Source organism: Sinorhizobium fredii (assembly GCF_002944405.1).
Classification (GTDB): domain Bacteria; phylum Pseudomonadota; class Alphaproteobacteria; order Rhizobiales; family Rhizobiaceae; genus Sinorhizobium; species Sinorhizobium fredii_C.
Map to the genome: position 1 here is coordinate 3,066,504 of NZ_CP024307.1, position 21,680 is coordinate 3,088,183.

Below are 21,680 nucleotides of genomic sequence, written 5' to 3' on the forward strand. Positions count from 1 at the left end.
ACTTGGAAGCTTCCTCTCCGGCTCCGCCAGAGACTGCTTCTCGGCGGAGTCGCGGCGTCAGCCATCCTCATCAGCGGGAGCTAGCCAATGAAACTTGATCGCATCGACGTCAAGATACTTAACGCATTGCAGAAGAATGGCCGAATGACGAATGTCGAGCTTTCGGAAATTGTCAATCTCTCGCCAAGTCCCTGTTTGTTGCGCGTGAAAAAGCTACAGGCGGAGGGCTATATCGAGGGTTATTCTGCCCATATCAATATCGGAAAACTGGGCCAGACGTTGACGGTGTTCACGGAGATCACGCTGAAGAACCACCGTCAACTGGACTTCGCGAGATTTCTTACGGCGATCGAGAAGGTCGATCAGGTCATCGAGTGCCATCTGGTTTCCGGAGGCTACGATTATCTCGTAAAATTCGTCACCGCCGGAATCGAAGAGTATCAGACGCTGATGGAGCGGCTCCTCGATTCGGAAATCGGCATTGACAGGTACTTCAGCTTCGTCGTCCTGAAATCGCCCCTGGTCAAAGCGCATTTGCCGCTGGAAAGCCTTTTCCAAGCCTCGTAGCAGACCTTGATGCGGGCAGTGTGGCGGCCGCGCATTGATGAGCAGGCGGCATCTCGTGCTGGTAGATTGATGAGAGACGACAACCGAAGAACCGGCGGGCTATAGAATAGATGCACCTGCCATTTCAAAGCGCCCTAAGCGGGGAATTGCAGCATCTTCTGCTCCCTCGTTCGCTTGCCGTAAAGATCGCGTGCCGCCTCCACCATCTGAAAGTTGATCAGCGTGCCGAGGCCAAGGTCATCAATTTCGGGCGGATAGTGGCCATGCGCTTCGCCCTTTGTTGACAGGGATCCGTTTCCGTTGTGAGCAATCGTAGGCCGCGCCTCGGCCGCTGAACCGGCCGGATTCTTCGACTCGTCAGCAGAAACTTCTCGACCAAAGGCCAGGTTGGCTCTTTCGATTTCGCGCGGAGGCAACCGTCGAGGCCTGAGGGCGGAGCCGCCATAAGGACAAAAACAACATGACCCGCTTCTCAGCACCTGCCGCAAAAGGTAATCATGCCGCTATGCATATCCGCCCCGCCTCATCCGCTGACGCGCCCGCAGTCTGGTCAGTCATCGAGCGCGTGATCCGAGCGGGAGAAACATATGCGCTCGATCGCAATCTGAGCCGCGCTGAGGCTCTCGCCTACTGGTTGGGCGCAGACAAGGAAGTCTTCGTTGCCGAGCAAGCGGGCGCCAGCCTCGGTACCTACTACGTGCGTCCCAATCAGGCTGGCGGTGGTCGGCATGTTTGCAACTGCGGATACGTCACGGCGCCTGATGCGACCGGTAGGGGCGTCGCACGCGCCATGTGCGAACACTCATTGGTAACCGCCCGCGCCCGCGGGTATCGGGCAATGCAGTTCAACTTCGTGGTGAGCACCAACCAGCGCGCCACTTCGCTATGGCAGAGAATGGGTTTTGAAGTCGTGGGCACGTTGCCCGGCGCGTTCAGGCACCCGACACATGGCTATGTTGACGCCTTCGTTATGTATCAAGCGCTCTAGTGGCGGCTCCCGACGTTGGGGTGAGATGCCGTCCTGCCCATATCCGACATTGACACACCACAGACCCGCGGAACCGTTCCGGCGGCCTTATATCGGTTGCGACAGCCCGGTCTCATTACGGCTTTCAATGGCCGGCGAACGGATGGAGCGGTGGCACCGTCGAACCCGACAAGCGAGTCCCTTTTTTCCGCCAAGATCAACCGAGTGCCTGACTGACCAGCGCGTAGTTGCGGTGATGGGTGGGCTTGCTTTGCCCCCACGCGGCCCCGCGACGTCGCATCTTGATCCCACAGCCGGCGTGGTTGAGCCCGCGCGCGGTGAGCCATCCTGCAAGATCCGTGGAGACATCCGTGTCGATACGGACGAACCCGCCCTGGTGATGGGCGAGCAGGAAATCGATCAGGGCCCTGGCTTCGGAAGCGTTTCTCGCTACCACCGGTCCGATGACCAGCCCACGGCCGAAAGGCCGGATCGCCGCGAAGGCCTGGATCTCGCCGGCATCGCGAATGACAGCGAACTTCGCCCGCTCGCGCAGAATCGCCATTAATGCCGTACGGTCATGACCGCTTGTCGCGCGATCCAGCGCCACCAGGCTGGCATGATCGCCGCTCTCGCTCCATTTTACATGGGCCGGTGCCTCGACCCGCAACGGCTCGCCCTGGTGCTGCACGGTCTCTCCGGTCACAGCAAAACCCACTTTCTCGTAGAGTGGAAGACCTTCCTGCGTCGCCACCAGATAGCAGGTGCGCTCACCCGCTTTGGCAAGCGCCTCTTCCAACATCTTCCGGCCGAGGCCGCGGCCGCGCATCGCGGCATCGACGATGACCATGTTGATGGTGGCGGCGTCGTCGCCATAGGGCGTCATCATGATGGTCGCGACGAGGCGATCCTCTTCGAGTGCGACGATTCCCTGGCTGATTGACTGGACCAGTTCCCAATCCTCGCGCCGATGCGGCCATTGCACCTGGCGGGACAATTCCAATGCCCTGTCCAGATGCTTTGGTGTCATCTTCTCGAGAATGATCGCTTGGTTGATCATGATGCGGTTCCGGCCTGTGTCTTCAAGGTTCAAGGTAACCCGCATAAGACAGCAGTTCCTCCCGACGTACGGACATGCGCCACGCGTCCGCGCTAAGCTTTACCGCCTGTGCCGCATCTTGTGCCGACCATGACGGAATCTATACGCCGATGCCTGCACTTGGAAAGGCGCCGGCTGCAACTCTCTGCCAAAGCTTCTATGCGACGCAGAACAATCTGCTTCCGGTCGAGGCGAATCCGGCCACTAATCTCCCCGCTCTCCGACTATCGTGATTACGGTGCTGGGCGTGCTGTGCCGATGCCAGAAAATAGAGAGGTCATGCATGAAAACGCTGCTGCTTAAGAAGGATGAAGTAAGACGGCTAATCGGCATGACGGAAGTCATCGGCGCGGTGGAAGAGGCATACAAGGGCTTTAACAGCGATCAGGTCGAACAACCCGACTACATCGGGATAGATCTCCCGTCGCCTCGCGGGGAAATCGACTTCAAGCTTGGGTACTACAAAGCCAATGAAGTGATCTCCATGAAAGCCTCTTCCGGAGGGTTCGTCGACAACCCGACAGCACACGGGGTGCCGAATGGCATGGCGACCATTTTCCTGTTTGATGCGAGAAGCGGTGCGTTGATTTGCGTCATGGATGGAAGCTTGATCCTTGGTCTCAGAACCGGTGCGTCCGGAGCCGTTTCCGTAAGGGCACTGGCGAGGAAAGAAGCCAGGAAAATTACATCGATCGGGACAGGAAACCAGGCAAGAATGCAAATCCGGGCGATCAATGAGATCATGAAGATCGAAGAGATCCATGCATGGGACAATCACCCGGATACGCTTTCAAGATACAAGACCGATATTGAGAGCGAATTTGGCATTCCTGTAATCATGGCCAACTCCAAGAAAGAAGCCGTTGAGCAGGCCGACATCCTGATCACGACGACCCGCGGGAAAGGGTCGCTTGTGGAAGCGGATTGGGTGAAGCCCGGCACACACATCGTTGCCATCGGCACGGATCAACGCGGCAAACAAGAACTGGATCCGGAGATATTCAGGAACGCAAAGCTCGTCGTCGACTCGATCTCGCAATGCACAGAAAAGGGCGAGACCTGGCACCCATTGGATAGAAACATCATCACCAGAAACGACATCCACGGCGAAATCGGCGAGGTATTGTTGGGACAGAAGCCCGGACGAGAAAGTGATGACGAAATCACGATCTTCGATTCCACGGGCATGGCCATACAAGACAATACGACAGCCAGCAAAATCTATCAGAACGCCATAGCCAATAACGTCGGCACCTTCTTTCAGTTTTTTGAGGAATGACCATGCGCAATTACCCCACCATTCAGGACATCCGTGAAGCTCGGGAACGGCTGAAGCCGCACGTCAGGCACACGCCGCTATTGCGTGCGGAGAAAATCGAGAAGGCCGCTGGTTGTCAGCTCTATCTCAAACCGGAGACCCTGCAGATTACGGGCGCCTTCAAAATCCGCGGCGCCCTGAACAAGGCTCTCTCGCTCTCGAGAGAAGAGATCGCAAACGGCATTATCGCGACCTCGTCGGGCAACCATGCCCAAGGGCTTGCTTATGCCGCCAGGATGCTGGGCGTAAAAGCGATATTGGTGCTTCCGGTCACCACGCCCAAAATCAAGCTGGAAAATACAAAAGCCCTCGGGGCAGAAGTCATTCTTTTCGATGGGGACACCGCCGCCCGATGGAAAAGGGTGTATGAAATCGCTGAAGAAAACAAATACACGGCTGTTCACGCTTTTGAGGACCCCATCGTGATGGCCGGTCAGGGAACGATCGGGTGTGAAATACTCGAGGACCTGCACGATGTGGACACGGTCATTGTCCCCGTGGGCGGCGGAGGCCTGATCTCGGGAATCGCTACCGCCATAAAAGAAACGAAACCATCGGTGCGCGTCATCGGGGCAGAGCCTGCGTTGACGCCGAAGTATTTTCACAGCCGGATAAACAAGGAGCGCACATCGCTTCCCTTGAAGAACACCATTGCGGATGGCTTGAGGTTAAGTGTTCCGGGTCAAAACCCGTACCCGATTATCGAAAGATATGTGGACGAGATTGTTCTTGTTGAAGACGAGCACATCATCGCCGGCATGCGTGCTCTTGCCAGGGATGCGAAATTGATCGCTGAACCAGCCGCCTCGATTGGTATTGGAGCCTTGTTGGCGGGCAGCATAGACGTCAAGCCCGACGAAAAAGTCTGTGCGGTGTTGTCTGGCGGGAACTGGGACCTAGGCGATCTTGCCGCGATATACAAGGCAGCGGGGTAATCAGTTACAGCCTCGGTCAGTTCAGCGTCCCGTTCGCAGTTGAACGTCCGCGCTTCTCATCACCAAGCAAGAACCTGCCGGTCCGGAATGCGGCTCGAAGCACGCCATTCGGCGATCAGCTGGGCAACGACCGCCCTAAGCGGCCAATCCTGCACGTGATCCGGAAAGGCTGCAACGCGTTGTGGAAAGCGGTTACGTGCGCCAATCCGTTTCTGGCGCAGTTCCCTGCTGGCTAGCCTAGCTAGCGGCCGCTCAGGCCTTTGAACTTCCTTGACGGGCATATTTTGCGGCCGCTCCAACGTGGGGCGGAGATCGAACCCCTACGCGCTGCCAGCCGGACAAGGCAAGCCTCAGCTAAATTAGCTTCAGAGCGGCCAACAAACCGAACAACATGCTGGCGACCCCCCCGAAACGCCGCAGCCCACCGCTCATGCAGCTGTGTAAGATATCACTCGTTGGATGGAGACCCGAGGCCAAATGTATCAAAGCCATCCACGCGCATGCCCCCTCTCCCTCCTCCCAGGGGTAAACTGGCTGCCGTCGAACTGGCCCCGACGGTAGCCACATTTTTTCTGAGACTCCAGACCGCGTCGAACGCAAACCTTTGGCGGCAACTCCCGCCTGACCGTCGTCTCATCTATCGAGATGCGGAATTCCTGAAAGATCCACTGCACCAGATCCAAGCGCCGCCAGCGGACGACAGCATGGATCGCGGGCATCAGCCCGCTCTCGACGATCTTCGCCAGCGCCTAGCGCTGCGCATAGCCACTGCCTGCTCACCTTGGCCACAGCGTCAACGAGATCGCCTTTGATGAACTGTGCGACGAATTCCAGATCTGCCCAAAGCTTTGACGACAACCTCGTTTTCGAGACCCTTGTCTTTCCAAATGGGGAACGCGCCAAAATCTTCTCGGAACCCAGCTCCACGAGCCCTCTGACGCGGCGCGAACATGGTTCAGGGAAGCATGTCCTTCATCCGGTAATAGGCACCCACAATTGGCAGGAACCAAGGCTTGCCGGTGTGCATCGGCACGGCGCGCCAAGCCATTCCCTCAAGCGGATTGGCATCCTTTCGCCCCATCGCCATATCGGCCAGGGCGTTACCCATGAAAGTCGACAGCTGAGCTCCGTGTCCCGAATAGCCCATGCTGTAAATCACACCGTCGGCGCTGCCAGCCCGGGGATAACGATCTTGGGTGCATCCAACGAGGCCGCCCCAGCAATAGTCAATCTCGACGCTCTCAAGCTGCGGAAATATGCCGACCATTTGCTTGCGCAAGAGCTGACCGGAGCTGACGTCGGTCTTCTGGTTCGACTCGGCCGAAAATCTCGCCCGGCCGCCGAACAGCATACGGTTATCCGGCGTCAGGCGAAAATAGTTCGCGATGTTCAGCGAGTTTGTAAAGTTGCGGTTTCCCGGAACAGTCGCGGCAATCTCCTGTTCGGTGAGAGGGCGCGTGGCGATGATGAAGGAAGCGATCGGCATCATCCTTCGGGAGAAATAGCCGAACGCGCCAGATGTATAGGCGTCAGTCGCCAGAATAACCTGGCGAGCGGTAAGCGAACCGGTCGGCGTTATGAGCCTCCAACCATTTGCTGCGCGCTCGCGGCCAATGACAGGGTTCTGCTCCCAGATTGCGGCGCCATAGCGATGGGCGGCATTGGCAACACCATTGGCGTAGCGGCCCATGTGCATCATGGCGGATTTCGGAGACAGGATCGCTCCGTGGAACGCACCCGAACGGACCTCGTTGCGAAGATCCTCACGAGTGAGCCATTCAGCCGACGGATCGACCTCGCGGCGGATCTCTTCAAAGATCGCCTGCAGCTTTCCGACGTGAGAAGGCTTGGATGCGAGCTTGAGTTTTCCGCCTCTGCGGAAGTTGCAGTCGATCTTTTCCTCCTCGATGAGTGCTTCGATCATGTCGATCGAGTCATCGTAGGCACGCCACAACCGGCGCGCCTGGATTTCCCCGAAATGGCGCTTGGCGGCACTGAAGCTCGCGAAATGCCCGCTGTTGAGGTGCCCGCCATTGCGGCCAGACGCGCCATAGCCGACATGCTCCGCTTCGAGCAAAGCGACTTTCACCCCGGACTTCGCGAGCTTGCGCGCGGCACTGAGGCCGGTGAAGCCGGCACCGATCACCGCGACCTCGAAGTCACCTGAGACAGGCCCGACCACGCCCCCGGCGAATGGAACGGAGGTTTCATGCCAGTAGGAGGCGAATTTCATCGATGCACACCCTTCATGCTCATCTAAGCCCGGTTCGGATAGTAGAGTGTACGCCCGCTTCTGCGGATGAGCAGCGGCACAAACGTTCTTGTTTCGCAACAACTACCTGCGTTTAGTGGCGCAAACCACAGGATCTTCTGTTTGCGGGTAAACTCCGCGGCGTGCACTTCAGTAGCCGCGTGTCCGATCGACGAGGCCGACCAGATTTTCTCCGGCGCGGTGTCGTCGGACGTTTTCTATGACCGCTTGTGCTGCCGTATGCGGTTGCGTCACGGAGGCGATATGCGGCGTTAACACCACCTTCGGATGGGACCAGAGTGGATGGTTTTCGGGTAGCGGCTCGGGATCCGTCACGTCGAGCATTGCTGCGGCCAGATGATCGCTGTCGAGCGCCTCGATAAGGGCGGTCTGGTCAAGCTGTGGGCCTCGGCCAACATGCAGCAGCCGCGCGCCCACCGGCAGCAGCGAGAAGAGCTCGGCATTGAGAATGCCGCGAGTCTCGTCGGTCAGCGGCAGCAGACAGACGAGAATATCCGTCTGCATCAGAAAGCGGGCAAGCTCATCTGCTCCATGGAAGCAGGTGACGCCGTCCAGCTTCTTTCTGCCGCGGCTCCATCCGGATAGCGGAAACTGAAACGGCTTCAAGCGTTCGATTGCCGCCTGGGCCAACATACCGAGACCCAGGAAGCCCACTCGTCGTTCGGTCGCCTGCGGAGCGGCAAGAGCCTGCCACATATGGCGTTTCTGCAGCTCCCGATAGGCAGGCAACTCCCGGTGCAGCGTCAGTACACCGAGGGCAACGAATTCCTGCATCATCCGAATGATGCCATCCTCGACCATGCGAACGATTTTTACATGATCAGGGACGCCGTCCTGGTTGAACTGGTCGACGCCTGCGCCGATGGAAAACAGTACTTCCAGATTGCGATAGCGCGAGATGTCAGCGGGAACAGTCCAAGTCAGGAGATAACGCACCTTGTCCGGGTCTACGGTTTCGCTGTGATGAAAAAATTCCACATCCGGGAGCTCGCGCGCAAAGAGCTCACGAAAAACTGCCCCGCGTGCGGCATCGGAATTGAAGAGAAATGCCATGTAATTCACCCTCTTTCATCATGCGGCAAGGTGCTTGCCGAGATCCTCGACCATCTTCTGGCACCCCGCGAGTTCGCCGGTCTCAATGTATTCATTGGGACGATGGGCGCGGTCGATATTCCCCGGGCCGCAAATCGCGTCGATGCCGGCCTGCTGATAAAGCCCCGCCTCGGTGCCATAGCTCACTGCCGCAAGCGGCTCGTGCCCCGTCAACTGTGGCACACCGCGGGCGCCCGCCTCTTCGTCATAGGAAAAGGCAAGATCGACCGGCCGCTGTAGGTTCATGCCTGCAAGCTTCGGCAATGCGGCCAAAGCACAGGCGAGAAAACCTTTCATGTCGGACGTGCCGCGGCCGTAAAGCTTATCCCCCTGCGCAGGACGAAAGGATCCGAACTCCATTCCCGTTCGCCGGCCGGCACGACATCCATGTGGCCAGACAGAATATAACCCCTGCCCTCGCGCGGCCCGATGGTGGCAAACAGATTAGACCGGCCACCTTCGGGGCCGGGGTGGACCGTCACTTCAGCCCCCGCTGCCAGACAGTACGAACAAATCCAATCGACAATCGCGCTGTTTGGAGTGCCCACGACAGAGGGAAATGCGATCAACCTTGCGAGGATCTCTTCGACGTTCATGGGGACCTTGCCTTCAGAGTTGACCCGTGACAGTCAGGTTAAGCCGAGGCAGGAGTTTTCTCTGCCGAACATAGCTTCGGTTCGGCTGAAGATTTCGCATAGTTGCCGCGAACAAGTGAAACCTGCAGGCCACTGCGTGCAATAGTGTACCTATGTTGCAATCGGCGGTGGAATCAAAGACGCTGTTTGCTCGAGAGTTGGCCTCCGATGAACGGAGCGGATTGAACTGAAATGCAAAGATCAGTGCGCCTGAAATCCTTTGAATTGACAGCGCGGGATATCAACGATGTCGACGTGAGCTTGCTTCACGCGCTGTCGATCGGGGTTGGTTGGCCACACCGGCCAAAGGATTGGGATTTCCTGCGCCGCGCCGGCCACGGCATCGTCGCCGTGGATGGTATCGGACGTGTGTTCGGAAGCGCGATGTGGTTTCCGCACGGTGACGACTTCGCCACCGTCGGCCTGGTGATCACATCGCCCCGCACGCAAGCGCAGGGAAACGCCCGATGGCTCATGGAACAGGTGTTTGAACGCTGCGCCGGCCGCAACTTAAGCCTAAACTCGACCGATGCGGCCTATAAGCTGTACCTGTCGCTCGGCTTCAAGAAGGAAGCAATCGTATACCAGTACCAGGGGGACGTCGCACCGACGCTTCCGACTCTGCCGCCCCTGAACGGTGAATTGAGCGAACCATCAAGCGACGAACTCGATGAGATCACCGCTCTCGATGCGCGGGCCTTCGGCATAGATCGCGGCAAGCTGCTCGCACTGCTTTCGGAAAATGCTTCAACTTCTATATTGCGACGAGGTGGCGAAATTGTCGGCTATTCCATGCGTCACGAGTTCGGGCGCGGCCATGTCGTCGGCCCAATAGTGGCAAGCAATGATCATGACGCAATCCATCTCACAGCCGTGCATTTGAAGCGGCTTGCAGGACAGTTCGCTCGCATCGACACGCGTGACAAGGCGGCCTTTGCCGAATTTCTGCAGCAGTGCCGACTCGCGGTTTCCGAGACGGATACGACCATGTCCAAGGGCCGCCGGTTCCTGAACCGAAAAGACAACGAGCCGTGGGTCTATGGCTTGGCCGGCCATGCGTTGAGCTGAAATACAAGCACCCCAACTGGCGCCTTGCTCCGCGGAGGGTAGCGCATTTCAGTTTTTTCCACGCGTCAAGCTCGATGATGATCTGGCCCAGGAAATACTGTTGCTGAAACTAGTATCCGCTTTTAGTACGAGGATGATGCCGCTCGCGCGGCACTGTCGCCCGTGGTGAGGGTGCAGCGATGATCTGAGCCCGTTTGCGGGTTTGCCGTCCTGGCTGAGGGTTGAGTGTCTCAATCATCAACCCCAGGCCATCATGCAAGACGGCGGTGGAATGAGCAAAGCGCACAGCAGATTGGTCTGTTTGTGCCGTTCCGACGAAGCGGTCTGCATCTCATCATTGCGGAACACAATGCTTCACCGGAGAATCCAAATGACAATCTACAACATTGCTCTTATCGGATTTGGTGGCGTCAATCGCGCTCTCACCGAACTCATTGCTACGAAGAACCCTCTCTGGGAACGAGACCTCGGGTTCCGCCTGAACATCGTAGCTGTCAGCGACCTCTATCTCGGGTCCGTTATTTCGCCGAACGGCCTCGATGCCAAGACCCTGGTTGAAGCGAACTTCGCGAAAGGCGGGTTCGGGCAGCTTTCTGGCGGCACCGCGGAAGCCGACAACGAGGCCATCATCAAGACGGCGCCTGCCGACATCATCGTGGAAGCGACATTTACAAACCCGAAGGACGGCGAGCCAGCTGTTTCGCACTGCCGCTGGGCGCTGCAGTCCGGCAAGCATGTCGTCACCACGAACAAAGGGCCGGTCGCGATCGCTGCCCAGGAACTGAAGGCCCTTGCAAAGGCGAACGGCGTTCATTTCGAATATGAAGGCTCCGTCATGAGTGGAACCCCTGTCATCCGCATGGCGGAAAAGACGCTCGTCGGCGCAGAGGTGAAGGGTTTCGAGGGGATCTTGAACGGTACTTCGAACTTCGTCCTCGGCCGCATGGAATGCGGCCTTGACTTCGCCACTGCGGTCAGGGAAGCCCAGATACTCGGCTATGCGGAAGCCGATCCAACCGCCGATGTGGAAGGCTTTGACGTTCGCCTCAAGGTGGTGATCCTGGCAAACGAGTTGCTGGGGGCAAGCCTCAAGCCCGAAGAAGTCACGTGCACGGGCATCTCCAGGCTTTGTCCTTCCGATATCGAAGCCGCAGCCGCAGCAAATAGCCGTTGGAAGTTAATCGGATCGGCGGTTCGGAATGAAGACGGGACGGTAACTAGCAGCGTTTCTCCGAAGCAGCTTCCCTTCGAGCATCCACTCGCCGGTGTAAACGGCGCGTCCAATGCGGTATCGCTTGACACCGAACTACTCGGTCGCGTCACCATCACCGGCCCTGGGGCCGGCCGGGTTGAGACCGCTTATGCGCTGCTGTCCGATATCGTCGCCATTCACAAAGCCCAGGCAGGCACCGCTACGAAGGAGGCCGCATGATGCAGAGCCTCGCTCTCAGCAAGAAGACCTCCGTAGACGAGATCATTATCAGCAATCCGTTCGACGGCAGCTTTGTCGGAACGGTTTCTGAGACCAGCACGGACAGCGTGAACCTGCTGCTCGAGCGCGCCAATCGGGGTGCGCAGATCGCACGATCCCTGACCCGCCATGAGCGCTCCGCAATTCTCGAAAAGGCGGCAGCAGCTGTTGAAGCCCGAAAGGAGGAATTTGCACTCCTAATCGTGCGGGAAGCCGGGAAGACAATCACCCAGGCCCGCAAGGAGGCTACGCGGTGTGTCAATACGTTGAAGCTTTCGGCGGATGAAGCGAAGCGAAATGCTGGCGAGGTGATCCCCTTTGATTCCTATGCCGGGTCGGAATCCCGTCAGGGCTGGTACACACGGGAGCCGCTCGGCATCATCACTGCGATCACGCCTTACAACGACCCGCTCAATCTCGTGGCCCACAAGCTCGGGCCCGCGATCGCCGGCGGCAATGCCGTACTCCTGAAGCCGTCGGAGCTTACGCCTTTGTCGGCCATCAAGCTGGTGGAAGTGCTACTCGAAAGTGGGTTGCCGGAGGCAGTCATCACGGTAGCTGTCGGCGGGGCAGACCTGGGCAAATCGCTCGTTTCGGCCAGGGACGTTCGGATGATCTCCTTCACGGGTGGTTTTAAGACCGGCGAGGCCATTGCGAAGAGTGCCGGCATCAAGAAGCTCGCGATGGATCTCGGCGGAAATGCACCGGTTATCGTTATGGGAAACAGCGACTTTGACGCGGCGGTTGAAGGATGCGTGTCGGGTGCCTACTGGGCGGCCGGCCAGAACTGCATCGGCACGCAGCGAATTCTGGTCCAGCGCCCCATCTATGAGCGGTTCAAGGCAGACTTCGTCGATCGGACTGCAAAGCTCAAGACCGGTAATCCGATGGACGTAGATACCGACGTGGGGCCAATGATTTCCGAAAAGGCGGTCGCCCGAGCTGCTGCCATGGTCGAGCGCGCAATCGCCGCTGGCGCTACGCTCGTTTGCGGGCACAAGCCCTCCGGCACTCTCTACCCGCCAACAATACTGGAGAATGCGCCAGCAACGTGCGACCTGTGGATTGAGGAGGTCTTTGCACCGATTGTCATCCTGCAGCCGTTCGATGAACTGGATGAGGCAATCCAGCTGGCAAACAGCCCGGAATACAGCCTCCACGCTGGTATCTTCACCAATGATCTGGAGGAGGCTCTCGATGCCGCCAATCAAATCGACGCCGGGGGCGTCATGATCAATGACTCGTCCGACTATCGGTTCGACGCGATGCCCTTTGGCGGCTTCAAATACGGCAGCATGGGACGTGAAGGCGTTCGGTTTGCCTATGAAGACATGACCCAGCCGAAGGTCGTCTGCATCAATCGGCTGAAGCGGTGACAGGCGCCGCTTCCTTCAGCTCAGCTCATCGATGCGTCTAGTTGAGCCCGCCTGCTCAAAAGGCAATCACTGATGCAATGCACCACGCCGGAATTCTGGATCAGGGAGAGTAGAGAATGGGAACTGAACGCATAGAGGCCGACTTGATCGGGTCCCTTCCGATCCCTAGCAATGTTCTGTACGGCGTCCACACCCGTCGAGCCGAGCTCAACTTTGACGTTTCGGGTCTTCGGCTGAAAGACTTTCCCGAACTTATCCAATCTATGGCTATGGTCAAGAAAGCGGCAGCGCTCGCGAACGATGAGCTTGGTCTTCTCCCGGTGGAAAAAGCATCGGCGATCTCCGAGGCCTGCGATGATCTCATCGAGCTGAAGGGTGTCGATGAGAACTTCCCGATCGATATGATGCAGGGCGGCGCTGGCACGTCCACGAATATGAATGTTAATGAGGTTGTAACTAACCTCGCGCTCTTGAAGCTCGGGGCCAATGTGGGCGACTACGCAAAGTTGCATCCCAATGATGATGTGAACCTTTCCCAGTCGACCAACGATGTCTATCCCACCGCGCTCCGTCTGACTATTCTTCGCGCTTGTGACGGACTGATAGCGTCCCAGGTCGGCTTGCGCGACGCATTCCGTGCAAGGGCGAGTGAATATGCGACTGCGCTGAAGGTCGGCCGCACTCAGTTGCAGGATGCTGTTCCGATGACAGTTGGGCAGGAATTTGAAGCATTCGCGGAGCTCATCGACGAAGATATCATCCAACTGCAGTCGGCTTCCAAGCTGTTGAAAGAAGTCAATCTCGGTGGATCTGCGATCGGCACCTCAATCAACGTGCCTCCCGGTTTTTCCGCCGCAGCTTGCGTGCACCTGGCGCAGATTTCGGGGATCCACGTCATTCCAGCCCGAAACCTGATTGAGGCCACATCTGATGCGGGCGGGTTCGTTTCGTTCTCCGGCGTTCTGAAACGAATTGCAGTGAAGCTGACCAAGATCTGCAATGATTTGCGTCTCTTGAGCAGTGGGCCTCGCGGGGGCCTGGGTGAAATCCGACTGCCGCCTGTGCAAGCGGGATCCTCAATCATGCCCGGCAAAGTCAATCCCGTCATTCCGGAAATGATGAACCAGATCGGGTTCCAGGTTATCGGAAATGATCTCACGGTAACGCTCGCGGCCAGCGCGGGGCAGTTGCAACTGAATGCAATGGAGCCAGTGATGGTTCTCAACATCCTTCAGTCCATGCGGATGCTGACGCGGGGGATGGAGATTTTTAAGCAGCGATGCATCGAGGGTATTGAAGTCGACGTCGACCGCTGCAAGGCCCTCCTAGACCAGTCTCTCGTGCTCGCGACGCCGTTGGCAATGCTTATCGGGTATAGCAAGGCAGCGTATCTTTCCAAAAAGGCGCTGACTGAAAAGCGGGAATTGCGGCAGGTTGTGGAAGAGGAAGGAATTTTGGCGCCTGGCCAAATTGACGAGCTCTTTGAAGGCAGCGTTCGCAAAACGTCCCTGAGTTCGTCGGCCTGATAGGGTAGGAAAATGGCTGTTTTTACCGAGCTTTCTGATGAAGATCGCCAGTCGATCACTGCAGCCTATGGGTTTAGGTCGCTTTTGTCAGTGATTGGGATCGCTGACGGCGACAGCGAGACGACCTACCTGTTTCGCGCCAAGGAAGGCGAATTCATCGTTACGCTTTTCGAGAACGGAGCCCAGCCTTTAGATCTGGAAAGAGCTTTCGAAACGATGGAGGCGCTCTATCGAAAGGGCGTCCCCTGCCCCAAGCCGCTGCGCACCCACGACGGCAACGCCACGTGCCGGGCCGCAGGTCGATTGGTTGCGGTCGTCAGCTTCGTACCGGGCTCCTCGTCCAGCATTGCAGGCGCGGCAAAATGCCGAAACCTGGGTCGTGTGATGGCTCAAGTCCATACTGTTTTGGAACGAAAGGCGAAGTGCACATCAACAGATCTACCGTCTGGGGCTATTCACGGCGCGTTGGTCCACGAGAATATCTTTTTCCTTGGAGATGAAGTAAGCGGGGTCATTAACTTCAGACTGCGGCACGATGATACGCTGTTGTCGGAGGTTGCGGATGTGATTGTCGGTTGGGCGGGGGAATCCAACGGAGAACTGAACAAAGAGCGGGCGCGCGCGCTACTGCAGGGTTATGAAGAGGTCCGAAGACTGACCGGCGCGGAAAAAGAGGCATTGCCGGGTTTCATAATGGCTTCAACATCGAAGCGTTTGGCAAGCCAAAAGGAAAAAACCTTCCTACCGGAAATCGCCATGGTAGCTTATCGGTCAGTAACGCCCGACATTCTAGGCTGATCGACCGGCTTCAACCCCATGAAATATCTTCTCGATCGAACTGACGAACAGATACTCGTCGAATTGAAAGCCAACGCCCGGATCTCGCACGCGGAGTTGTCGGCGAAGGTGAATCTTTCGCGCAACGCCGTGCGAGTGCGGATCGAGCGACTGGAGCGACAAGGCTTCATCAAAGGATATACGATCGTGACCGGCGATGGGAGTAGCCAACACGTTACGACCGCACTGATCTTCGTTTACCGGCACGATCGCATGAGGGGCGGCGACGTCATCCAGGCGCTGCGGAAAATCCCGGAAGTCGTCGCTTGCGACGTTATGACCGGCGACTTCGATCTCCTCGTCAGGGTCGAGTCTCCCGAGGCTGATCGCATCCGGCAGATTTGGCAGCTGATAGCTGAGATGCCCGGGGTGCGCGATACACTGACTGCCTTTGCTCTCTCCTCGGTAATCCGAAAATAGAGCGCCGCAAACAAAGGCACATCTTGTTTTGACGTCGCCCGAAAGGATCAGCTGTGCCTCGACATCGAGCGCGTGGATGGGTTTGTTAACGCCCTTCTTAAGCCGACATTCAGGCGAGATAAATTGTCGCCTTCAGGTGAAATGAGGCATGCTTCTGACGCAGGCCCGCCCCGGCCGCATGGCACTACCAAGAGGTTCAAATGACGATAACCGAACGAGGAACCCAGTTCTATATTGGCGGGGAGTGGCAAGAACACGCGGACGCAACGAGTCTGCCCGTCGTTGATCCCGCCTCGGAACGGATTGTCGGACATATCGCCGCCGGAGAGGCAAACCACGTCGATCTCGCGGTTGCGGCAGCGCGCAAGGCCTTCCCGGCCTTCTCTCAATCATCTGTGCCCGAGAGGCTTGAGCTCCTCGGCAGGGTGCATTCGCTCCTGAAGGAGAGAGCGGAGCTGTTCGCCGAAGCGCTCGTGATGGAGATGGGGGCGGCGATCAGCTTTGCGCGGGCCTCGCAGGTTCCTTTTGCCGCGGAACACATTCGTGTCCAGATGGAGGTGCTCGAGAACTACCGGTTCGTGACGGTCGATGGGCGCACCGCAACGGCCAAGGAGCCGATCGGCGTTTGCGCCCTGATCACCCCGTGGAACTGGCCACTCTACCAGATCACCGCCAAGGCCGCCCCGGCCATCGCGGCGGGCTGCACCGTCGTCCTCAAACCTAGCGAGCTGTCCCCCTACAGCGCCTTGCTCTTCGCCCAACTGATGCATGATGCCGGCACTCCGCCAGGCGTGTTCAACCTGGTCAATGGCACTGGAGAGAGTGTCGGCGCAGCTCTCTCCAGCCACCCAGAGGTCGACATGATCTCAATCACCGGCTCGACGCGTGCGGGGGTACTCGTCGCGCAGGCGGCGGCCCCGACGGTCAAGCGGGTGGTCCAGGAACTTGGCGGCAAATCACCCAACATCCTGCTCGATGATGCTGATTTCGCCGAGGCGGTACCGAAAGGCGTCCTTGCCGGAATGCGCAATGTCGGCCAGTCGTGCAGCGCCCCGACACGCATGCTCGTGCCCGCCCATCGGCTCGCCGAGGTCGAGGATCTGGCCAGCAAAACCGCACATGCCATCCGCGTCGGCGATCCGAGGGATCCGGCGACCACGATGGGGCCCATCGCCAATCGCGCCCAGTATGAGCGGGTGCAGACCATGATCCGGGCGGGAATCGACGAAGGCGCGAAGCTCCTGTGCGGCGGACTGGGACGCCCGGCAGGTCTCGATCGAGGCTTCTTCACGCAGCCGACGATTTTTTCCGAGGTTCGGCCAGAGATGCGCGTCGCTCGCGAGGAGATCTTTGGGCCGGTCCTTGCGATCATGCCCTACCGGGACGAAGAAGAGGCAATCACGATCGCCAACGACACGGTCTATGGACTGGGAGCCCATGTCCAGTCCCCGGATCCGGAGCGGGCTCGACGAGTCGCCGCGCGGATCCGCGCCGGGCAGGTTCACATCAACTATCCGGCGTGGGACGGGACGGCCGCGTTCGGTGGCTACAAGCACTCGGGCAATGGGCGCGAATATGGCGTGCACGGGCTTGAGGAGTATCTCGAGACGAAGTCCATCCTGGGCTATTGACCACCCGGTTCCGAACAAGCCGCTTGCCAGGGCGGCGGCTTCAGCGCTTGTCGAAGCATCGTTAGGAAGGCAGTAGTCCGGGCGCTTCGCCCGTGACGCGAGCCGAGCATCGCGACGATGTCGGCCGGTGGGAGCTTCCAGTTGGGCAGCACCTGCTGCAGCCGTCCGTCAGCGAGATCTTCTGCCACGTTCCACTCGGAACGGATCATGATGCCCTGACCGGCAAGCGCCCACTCGCGGATGACGGCACCATCGTTGCTCGACATGACCGGATTGACGCGCACCGTCGCCATCTCCTGTCGCGGCCCCTTGAAGCGCCACAGCGTCACGTCCTCGTCGTTTTCCCGAACGGCAAGACAGCGATGTTGAGCAAGATCGGCGGGCGCTGAAATGGGCGGTGCCGAGTCGAGGTACCTCGGACTTGCGCAGAGTATTCGAGGGTTCGGCGCCAGTGTCGTGACGACCTGGTCCAGATGCCCCGGCGCCCCAATGTGAACAACGACATCATAGCTTTCGACGAGCAGAGCCGCCGGATGATCGGACAACTGCAGCGTAGCGGTCGCGCCGCCGTGCTCTCGTGCGAACGCTTCCACGACCGGGGCCACATAGAGCCGTCCAAAGCCGTGTGGTGCGGCGACCCTGAGGTGCCCGCGAACCGCGCCTCTGCGATCAGCTAGGGCTTCGGCAAGCGAATCGATGGTCTCGCTGACGATAACGCTGTGAGAAGCAACCAACGAGCCCTCTTCCGTGAGGCGCAGCCGCCGTCCGGACCGATCGATCAGCCGCACCCCGACCTTCTCTTCCAGCGCTCGCAGGCGCTGTGTCACTGCCGGAGGCGTGACGTTCAGCTTTCTCGCGCTTTCCGCGAGAGATTTCGAGCCTGTCAGCACCGAAAAGAAGGCAAGGTCATCGGACGTCAACATTAATGAACACCTGAAGCAAACATTCACTTGTCATTAATTGTCATCTTTATGGTTTGACTGCAAGGTGAAATCCCGAATTGGAGATCAGATCATGGTCCAAGCGACGATCGAGCCCACACCCCGGCTGGCCGCCTCGACCAGCCTTGAGGACCTGGAAACACCCTGCTTGGTCCTGGACGCTGGCCGAATGGACAGGAATGTTCAGCGGCTCAGAAGCCGACTTGACGCCATGGGAGTGGCACTCCGGCCGCATTTGAAGACCGCCAAGTCGATCGAAGTGGCACGGCGGGTGATGAGCTCGCCGGCGGGACCGGCAACTGTCTCTACCCTGAAGGAGGCTGAACAGTTCGCGGCGGCAGGCGTCCGGGACATGATCTATGCAGTCGGCATCGCTCCAGCGAAGCTCGCGCGTGTCGCGGAGCTGCGCGCAAGCGGCGTCGATCTCGTGGTCACTCTGGATACTGTTCAGCAGGCGCGAGCGGTGGCCGAGGCGTCTCGGCGGTCCGGGACGCGCATCCCGGCCATGATCGAGATCGATTGCGACGGCCACCGCTCCGGTGTGCGACCCACTAACCAGGCGCAGCTGGTGGAAATCGGGCAGGCGCTGACGGCAGGTGCTGAGCTGCGTGGAGTCCTCACCCACGCCGGCGACAGCTATAAGGGCGGAGGTGTCGAGGCGCTGCGGCTCTCCGCGGGGACGGAACGATCGGCCGTCGTGGAGGCGGCGCGCATTCTGCGGACCGCGGGGCTGCCCTGCCCGGTCGTCAGCGTCGGCTCGACACCGACGGCCCATCACGCGACGGATCTCGCTGGAGTGACGGAAGTCCGCGCGGGCGTCTTCGTCTTCTTCGACCTGGTGATGGCTGGGCTCGGTGTCTGCCAAATCGAAGACATCGCACTCAGCGTGCTTGCGACCGTCATCGGACACCAGCGCGAGAAAGGGTGGATCATAACTGATGGCGGATGGATGTCGCTGTCGCGGGACCGTGGCACTGGTAAGCAGGCCGTCGACCAGGGCTATGGTCTGGTCTGTGACGTGGATGGCACGCCCTATCAAGACGTCATCGTTGCCGACGCGAACCAGGAACACGGAATCGTCGCCGTGCGTCCCGGATCGAACGCACGTCTGCCGGATTTGGCGGTCGGAGACCGGGTGCGGATCCTGCCAAACCACGCCTGTGCGACCGCTGCGCAGCACGAAACCTATCACGTGGTCCGCGGCCGCTCGCACGCTGTCGAGACCCGCTGGACCCGCTTCGGAGGCTGGTGATGCCCAAGTCCATGACTGTGAATACCGATCGAGCACCAAGCCCGGCGGGCCACTACTCACAAGCGAAGCTCGTCGGTCAGCATCTCTACATTTCGGGTCAGCTCCCGATCCGCACGGGTGGAGAGGCCCTGGCGGATAACAGCTTCGAGACCCAGGCGGCGCAGGCCCTCGACAACTTGCTGGCGATTCTGGAAGCCGCAGGCGGAACCGCGGCCGATCTCGTTAGGGTGACCGCCTACATCGTCGGCGTGGCCAATTGGCCTCGCTTCAACCAGGTTTATGCGGCGCGACTAGGGGATTCCCGTCCGGCTCGTACCGTCGTTCCGGTGCCGGAACTTCACTATGGCTATCTCGTCGAAGTCGATGCGATAGCCGTCATTGCCTCAGATGCTCCTGCCGGAGGGGCAGGAAACAGGGCCGTATAAATCGGCCGCCAAAGTTCAGGTCAGCCCCATGTCTCCAATTGTCAAACGCATACAGAACGATCAAGAGCTTCCCGCCAAGGCGGATGCCGTGGTCATCGGCGGCGGCATCGTCGGCGCAACGGCAGCTTTCCTTCTCGCGGAGCGGGGACTGTCCGTCGCCCTGGTCGAAAAGGGCCATGTCGGAGGCGAGCAGTCGAGCCGCAACTGGGGCTGGTGCCGGCGGCAGAACCGGGACGAGCGCGAGCTGCCGCTCTCGGGCGTCGCTTTGCAAGTTTGGGATGAGTTTGCGGCGAAGATCGGAGAGGACGTCGGCTTCCGCCGATGCGGCCTGCTCTACGCTACCGATGATCCGCGGCAGCTGGCGGAATGGGAAGCATGGCGTGACATGGCTCGCCCGTTCAACGTCAATACCAGGATGCTGAGCGCCAAGGAAGCGGCTGCCGCGATTCCGGCGAACGGCCGCCGATGGCTCGGCGGAGTGCATTCGATCGATGACGGCAAGGCCGAACCCGCCATCGCCGCGCCGACGATCGCGGATGGCGCTCGCAAATTCGGGGCGACCATCCACCAGGAGTGCGCCGCCCGAGGGCTCGATCTGGTCAATGGCGCGGTGGCCGGGGTGATCACCGAAAAAGGAACCATCCGGACACAAGCCGTTCTCTGCGCCGGCGGCGCCTGGACGTCGATGTTTTGTCGCCAGTACGGAGTTCTGTTTCCGCAGGCGAGCGTGCGTCAGACGGCGCTTCGTACGCGACCCACAAGGGATCTGGGTGAGGCGATCTATACGCCGCAGTGTGCGTTGACCCGTCGGTTGGATGGCAGCTACACGCTTGCGATCAGCGGCAGGGCGATGCTCGACATCACCCCGCAAGGCATTCGCTACGCCCGCTGGTTCATGCCGATGTTCCTGGCGCGTCTGAAAGCGATCCAGATCGGTGTCGGCAAATCCATGTTCCGTGGACCGGAAGCGCTCGCGAGTTGGAACAAGGATACGCAATCGCCCTTCGAGCGAATGCGCGTTCTCGACCCAACGCCGAGCCGCCGTACGATCGCGGCTATTCTGAAAGGTGTCACGGAGCAGTTCCCTGCGCTGGCGGGCATCGAAGTCGCCGACAGTTGGGGAGCCTATGTGGATTGCACGCCGGACGCGGTGCCGGTCATCTCGCCGGCCGATGGTGTGAAGGGCCTATACCTGGCCGCGGGTGGCTCCGGCCACGGCTTCGGACTCGGACCGGGTATCGGCCGCCTGGCAGCTGACTTGGTTGCTAACGATAAGCCTTGCGTTGACCCCACGCCCTTCCGGCTGTCGCGCTTCTTTGATGGCTCCAGAATCAAGGTGGGCGGGATTTGATGATGTCCGATAAGATGACGCGCGTGAGGGCGGCGCAACAGATTTCGACTTGATCGCCTAGGCGAGGAGCCCGAAGCGTCACCTGTTCGCCAGCGACGCGGGCGCCAACTCGGATATGAAACGGCGTGAGTCGGTTCCGCCCGCTGGCCTTCGTCGGAGCCGCCCGACGATGCACCACATCGCCTTCGCCACTCCTCCTCGTCAGCAAACGGTATCGACAATGGGTCGGGATCAACGCACCTTGGATAAGCTCTAGTGGCGGTGTTGGCGGCAGCAATTGCTCTAGCTCCATAGGAGACCGAAATTCGACCGGGCGCTCGCCGTGTAGCCCGGATCGGCCTCGTCGGCGGCTGCAACGCTTTGGCCCTTCGAAGGGCGCCAAGCTATGGACATGCCTGCGAGCTCGCCGCCGATGGCGATTTCCTCGTAGTCCAGTCCGCCAGCTTCGCCCTGCGCGTCGCCACGGGCGAATAAAACCGCCAATTCAATTCGGGGAT

19 protein-coding genes and 2 pseudogenes are annotated in these 21,680 nt (G+C 59.4%); 14 read left to right on the forward strand and 7 right to left on the reverse strand.

Annotation, left to right across the window (positions count from 1 at the left end):
• Positions 1-87 precede the first annotated feature (87 nt).
• Positions 88-567: an Lrp/AsnC family transcriptional regulator gene (locus tag NXT3_RS15060; protein WP_097527137.1), complete on the forward strand. Its 480-nt coding sequence runs from the start codon at positions 88-90 to the stop codon at positions 565-567.
• Positions 568-710: 143 nt separating this feature from the next.
• Here the strand turns inward: NXT3_RS15060 and NXT3_RS15065 are convergent.
• Positions 711-832: pseudogene (locus NXT3_RS15065) on the reverse strand (haloacid dehalogenase type II); the annotation flags it as partial.
• A 240-nt stretch (positions 833-1,072) separates the two neighbouring features.
• On the opposite strand from NXT3_RS15065, the gene NXT3_RS15070 reads away from it, so the two are divergent.
• A complete protein-coding gene (locus tag NXT3_RS15070; protein ID WP_199773354.1) occupies positions 1,073-1,555 on the forward strand; it encodes a GNAT family N-acetyltransferase in 483 nt (160 codons plus the stop codon).
• Between the two features lie 196 nt (positions 1,556-1,751).
• Here NXT3_RS15070 and NXT3_RS15075 read toward each other — a convergent pair whose 3' ends face one another.
• A complete protein-coding gene (locus NXT3_RS15075; protein ID WP_234819549.1) occupies positions 1,752-2,594 on the reverse strand; it encodes a GNAT family N-acetyltransferase in 843 nt (280 codons plus the stop codon).
• Positions 2,595-2,916: 322 nt separating this feature from the next.
• Here NXT3_RS15075 and NXT3_RS15085 point away from each other — a divergent pair, with 322 nt between their 5' ends.
• Together NXT3_RS15085 and NXT3_RS15090 are read left to right on the forward strand one after the other, a co-directional pair.
• The gene (locus NXT3_RS15085) at positions 2,917-3,912 is read left to right on the forward strand and encodes an ornithine cyclodeaminase family protein (RefSeq protein ID WP_104839611.1); all 996 of its coding nucleotides are present in this window, start codon (positions 2,917-2,919) and stop codon (positions 3,910-3,912) included.
• Positions 3,909-4,886, forward strand: a complete 978-nt coding sequence (locus tag NXT3_RS15090; RefSeq protein ID WP_199773293.1) for a threonine/serine dehydratase family protein — start codon at positions 3,909-3,911, stop codon at positions 4,884-4,886. The genes NXT3_RS15085 and NXT3_RS15090 overlap by 4 nt, the downstream gene beginning before the upstream one ends.
• A gap of 955 nt (positions 4,887-5,841) precedes the next feature.
• On the opposite strand, the gene NXT3_RS15100 is transcribed toward NXT3_RS15090, so the two are convergent.
• The 3 genes and pseudogenes from NXT3_RS15100 to NXT3_RS15110 all read right to left on the reverse strand — a co-directional run bounded on the left by NXT3_RS15100 (position 5,842) and on the right by NXT3_RS15110 (position 8,846).
• Positions 5,842-7,119: an NAD(P)/FAD-dependent oxidoreductase gene (locus tag NXT3_RS15100; RefSeq protein WP_037425787.1), complete on the reverse strand. Its 1,278-nt coding sequence runs from the start codon at positions 7,117-7,119 to the stop codon at positions 5,842-5,844.
• Positions 7,120-7,287: 168 nt separating this feature from the next.
• A complete protein-coding gene (locus NXT3_RS15105) occupies positions 7,288-8,211 on the reverse strand; it encodes a 2-hydroxyacid dehydrogenase (protein ID WP_104839613.1) in 924 nt (307 codons plus the stop codon).
• Positions 8,212-8,229: 18 nt separating this feature from the next.
• Positions 8,230-8,846 (reverse strand): annotated as a pseudogene (locus NXT3_RS15110) (M20/M25/M40 family metallo-hydrolase).
• 231 nt (positions 8,847-9,077) lie between these two features.
• Between NXT3_RS15110 and NXT3_RS15115 the strand changes: the two are divergent.
• The 7 genes from NXT3_RS15115 (at position 9,078) to NXT3_RS15145 (ending at position 17,214) form a co-directional block, all read left to right on the forward strand.
• Positions 9,078-9,953 (forward strand): GNAT family N-acetyltransferase, encoded by an 876-nt coding sequence (locus NXT3_RS15115; RefSeq protein ID WP_097527128.1) that lies wholly within the window; start codon positions 9,078-9,080, stop codon positions 9,951-9,953.
• 370 nt (positions 9,954-10,323) lie between these two features.
• Positions 10,324-11,385, forward strand: coding sequence for a homoserine dehydrogenase (locus tag NXT3_RS15120; protein ID WP_179864823.1), 1,062 nt, complete (start codon positions 10,324-10,326; stop codon positions 11,383-11,385).
• Entirely contained in the window at positions 11,385-12,800 is a 1,416-nt protein-coding gene (locus NXT3_RS15125) for an aldehyde dehydrogenase family protein (protein WP_097527158.1), read from the forward strand. Before NXT3_RS15120 ends, NXT3_RS15125 begins: the two co-directional genes overlap by 1 nt.
• 116 nt (positions 12,801-12,916) lie before the next feature.
• Positions 12,917-14,326, forward strand: a complete 1,410-nt coding sequence (locus tag NXT3_RS15130; protein WP_104839614.1) for an aspartate ammonia-lyase — start codon at positions 12,917-12,919, stop codon at positions 14,324-14,326.
• A gap of 12 nt (positions 14,327-14,338) precedes the next feature.
• Positions 14,339-15,124, forward strand: coding sequence for a homoserine kinase (locus NXT3_RS15135; RefSeq protein ID WP_097527125.1), 786 nt, complete (start codon positions 14,339-14,341; stop codon positions 15,122-15,124).
• 18 nt (positions 15,125-15,142) lie between these two features.
• Complete coding sequence (locus NXT3_RS15140) at positions 15,143-15,583, forward strand: Lrp/AsnC family transcriptional regulator (protein ID WP_037425803.1); 441 nt, start codon at positions 15,143-15,145, stop codon at positions 15,581-15,583.
• A 200-nt stretch (positions 15,584-15,783) separates the two neighbouring features.
• On the forward strand, positions 15,784-17,214 hold the full coding sequence (locus NXT3_RS15145) for an aldehyde dehydrogenase family protein (RefSeq protein ID WP_104839615.1): 1,431 nt from the start codon (positions 15,784-15,786) through the stop codon (positions 17,212-17,214).
• Here NXT3_RS15145 and NXT3_RS15150 read toward each other — a convergent pair.
• Entirely contained in the window at positions 17,208-18,137 is a 930-nt protein-coding gene (locus NXT3_RS15150) for a LysR family transcriptional regulator (RefSeq protein WP_037425807.1), read from the reverse strand. The two genes, NXT3_RS15145 and NXT3_RS15150, sit on opposite strands and share 7 nt — an antisense overlap.
• Positions 18,138-18,228: 91 nt before the next feature.
• Here NXT3_RS15150 and NXT3_RS15155 point away from each other — a divergent pair, with 91 nt between their 5' ends.
• From NXT3_RS15155 to NXT3_RS15165, 3 genes are read left to right on the forward strand one after another with little or no spacing between them, the layout of a single operon-like run.
• A complete protein-coding gene (locus NXT3_RS15155; protein WP_104839616.1) occupies positions 18,229-19,407 on the forward strand; it encodes a DSD1 family PLP-dependent enzyme in 1,179 nt (392 codons plus the stop codon).
• On the forward strand, positions 19,407-19,832 hold the full coding sequence (locus tag NXT3_RS15160) for a RidA family protein (RefSeq protein WP_097527122.1): 426 nt from the start codon (positions 19,407-19,409) through the stop codon (positions 19,830-19,832). Before NXT3_RS15155 ends, NXT3_RS15160 begins: the two co-directional genes overlap by 1 nt.
• A gap of 28 nt (positions 19,833-19,860) precedes the next feature.
• A complete protein-coding gene (locus NXT3_RS15165; protein ID WP_037425815.1) occupies positions 19,861-21,183 on the forward strand; it encodes an NAD(P)/FAD-dependent oxidoreductase in 1,323 nt (440 codons plus the stop codon).
• A 282-nt stretch (positions 21,184-21,465) separates the two neighbouring features.
• Here the strand turns inward: NXT3_RS15165 and NXT3_RS31665 are convergent, their stop codons facing one another.
• On the reverse strand, positions 21,466-21,666 hold the full coding sequence (locus NXT3_RS31665) for a hypothetical protein (RefSeq protein WP_097527121.1): 201 nt from the start codon (positions 21,664-21,666) through the stop codon (positions 21,466-21,468).
• Positions 21,667-21,680 lie beyond the last annotated feature (14 nt).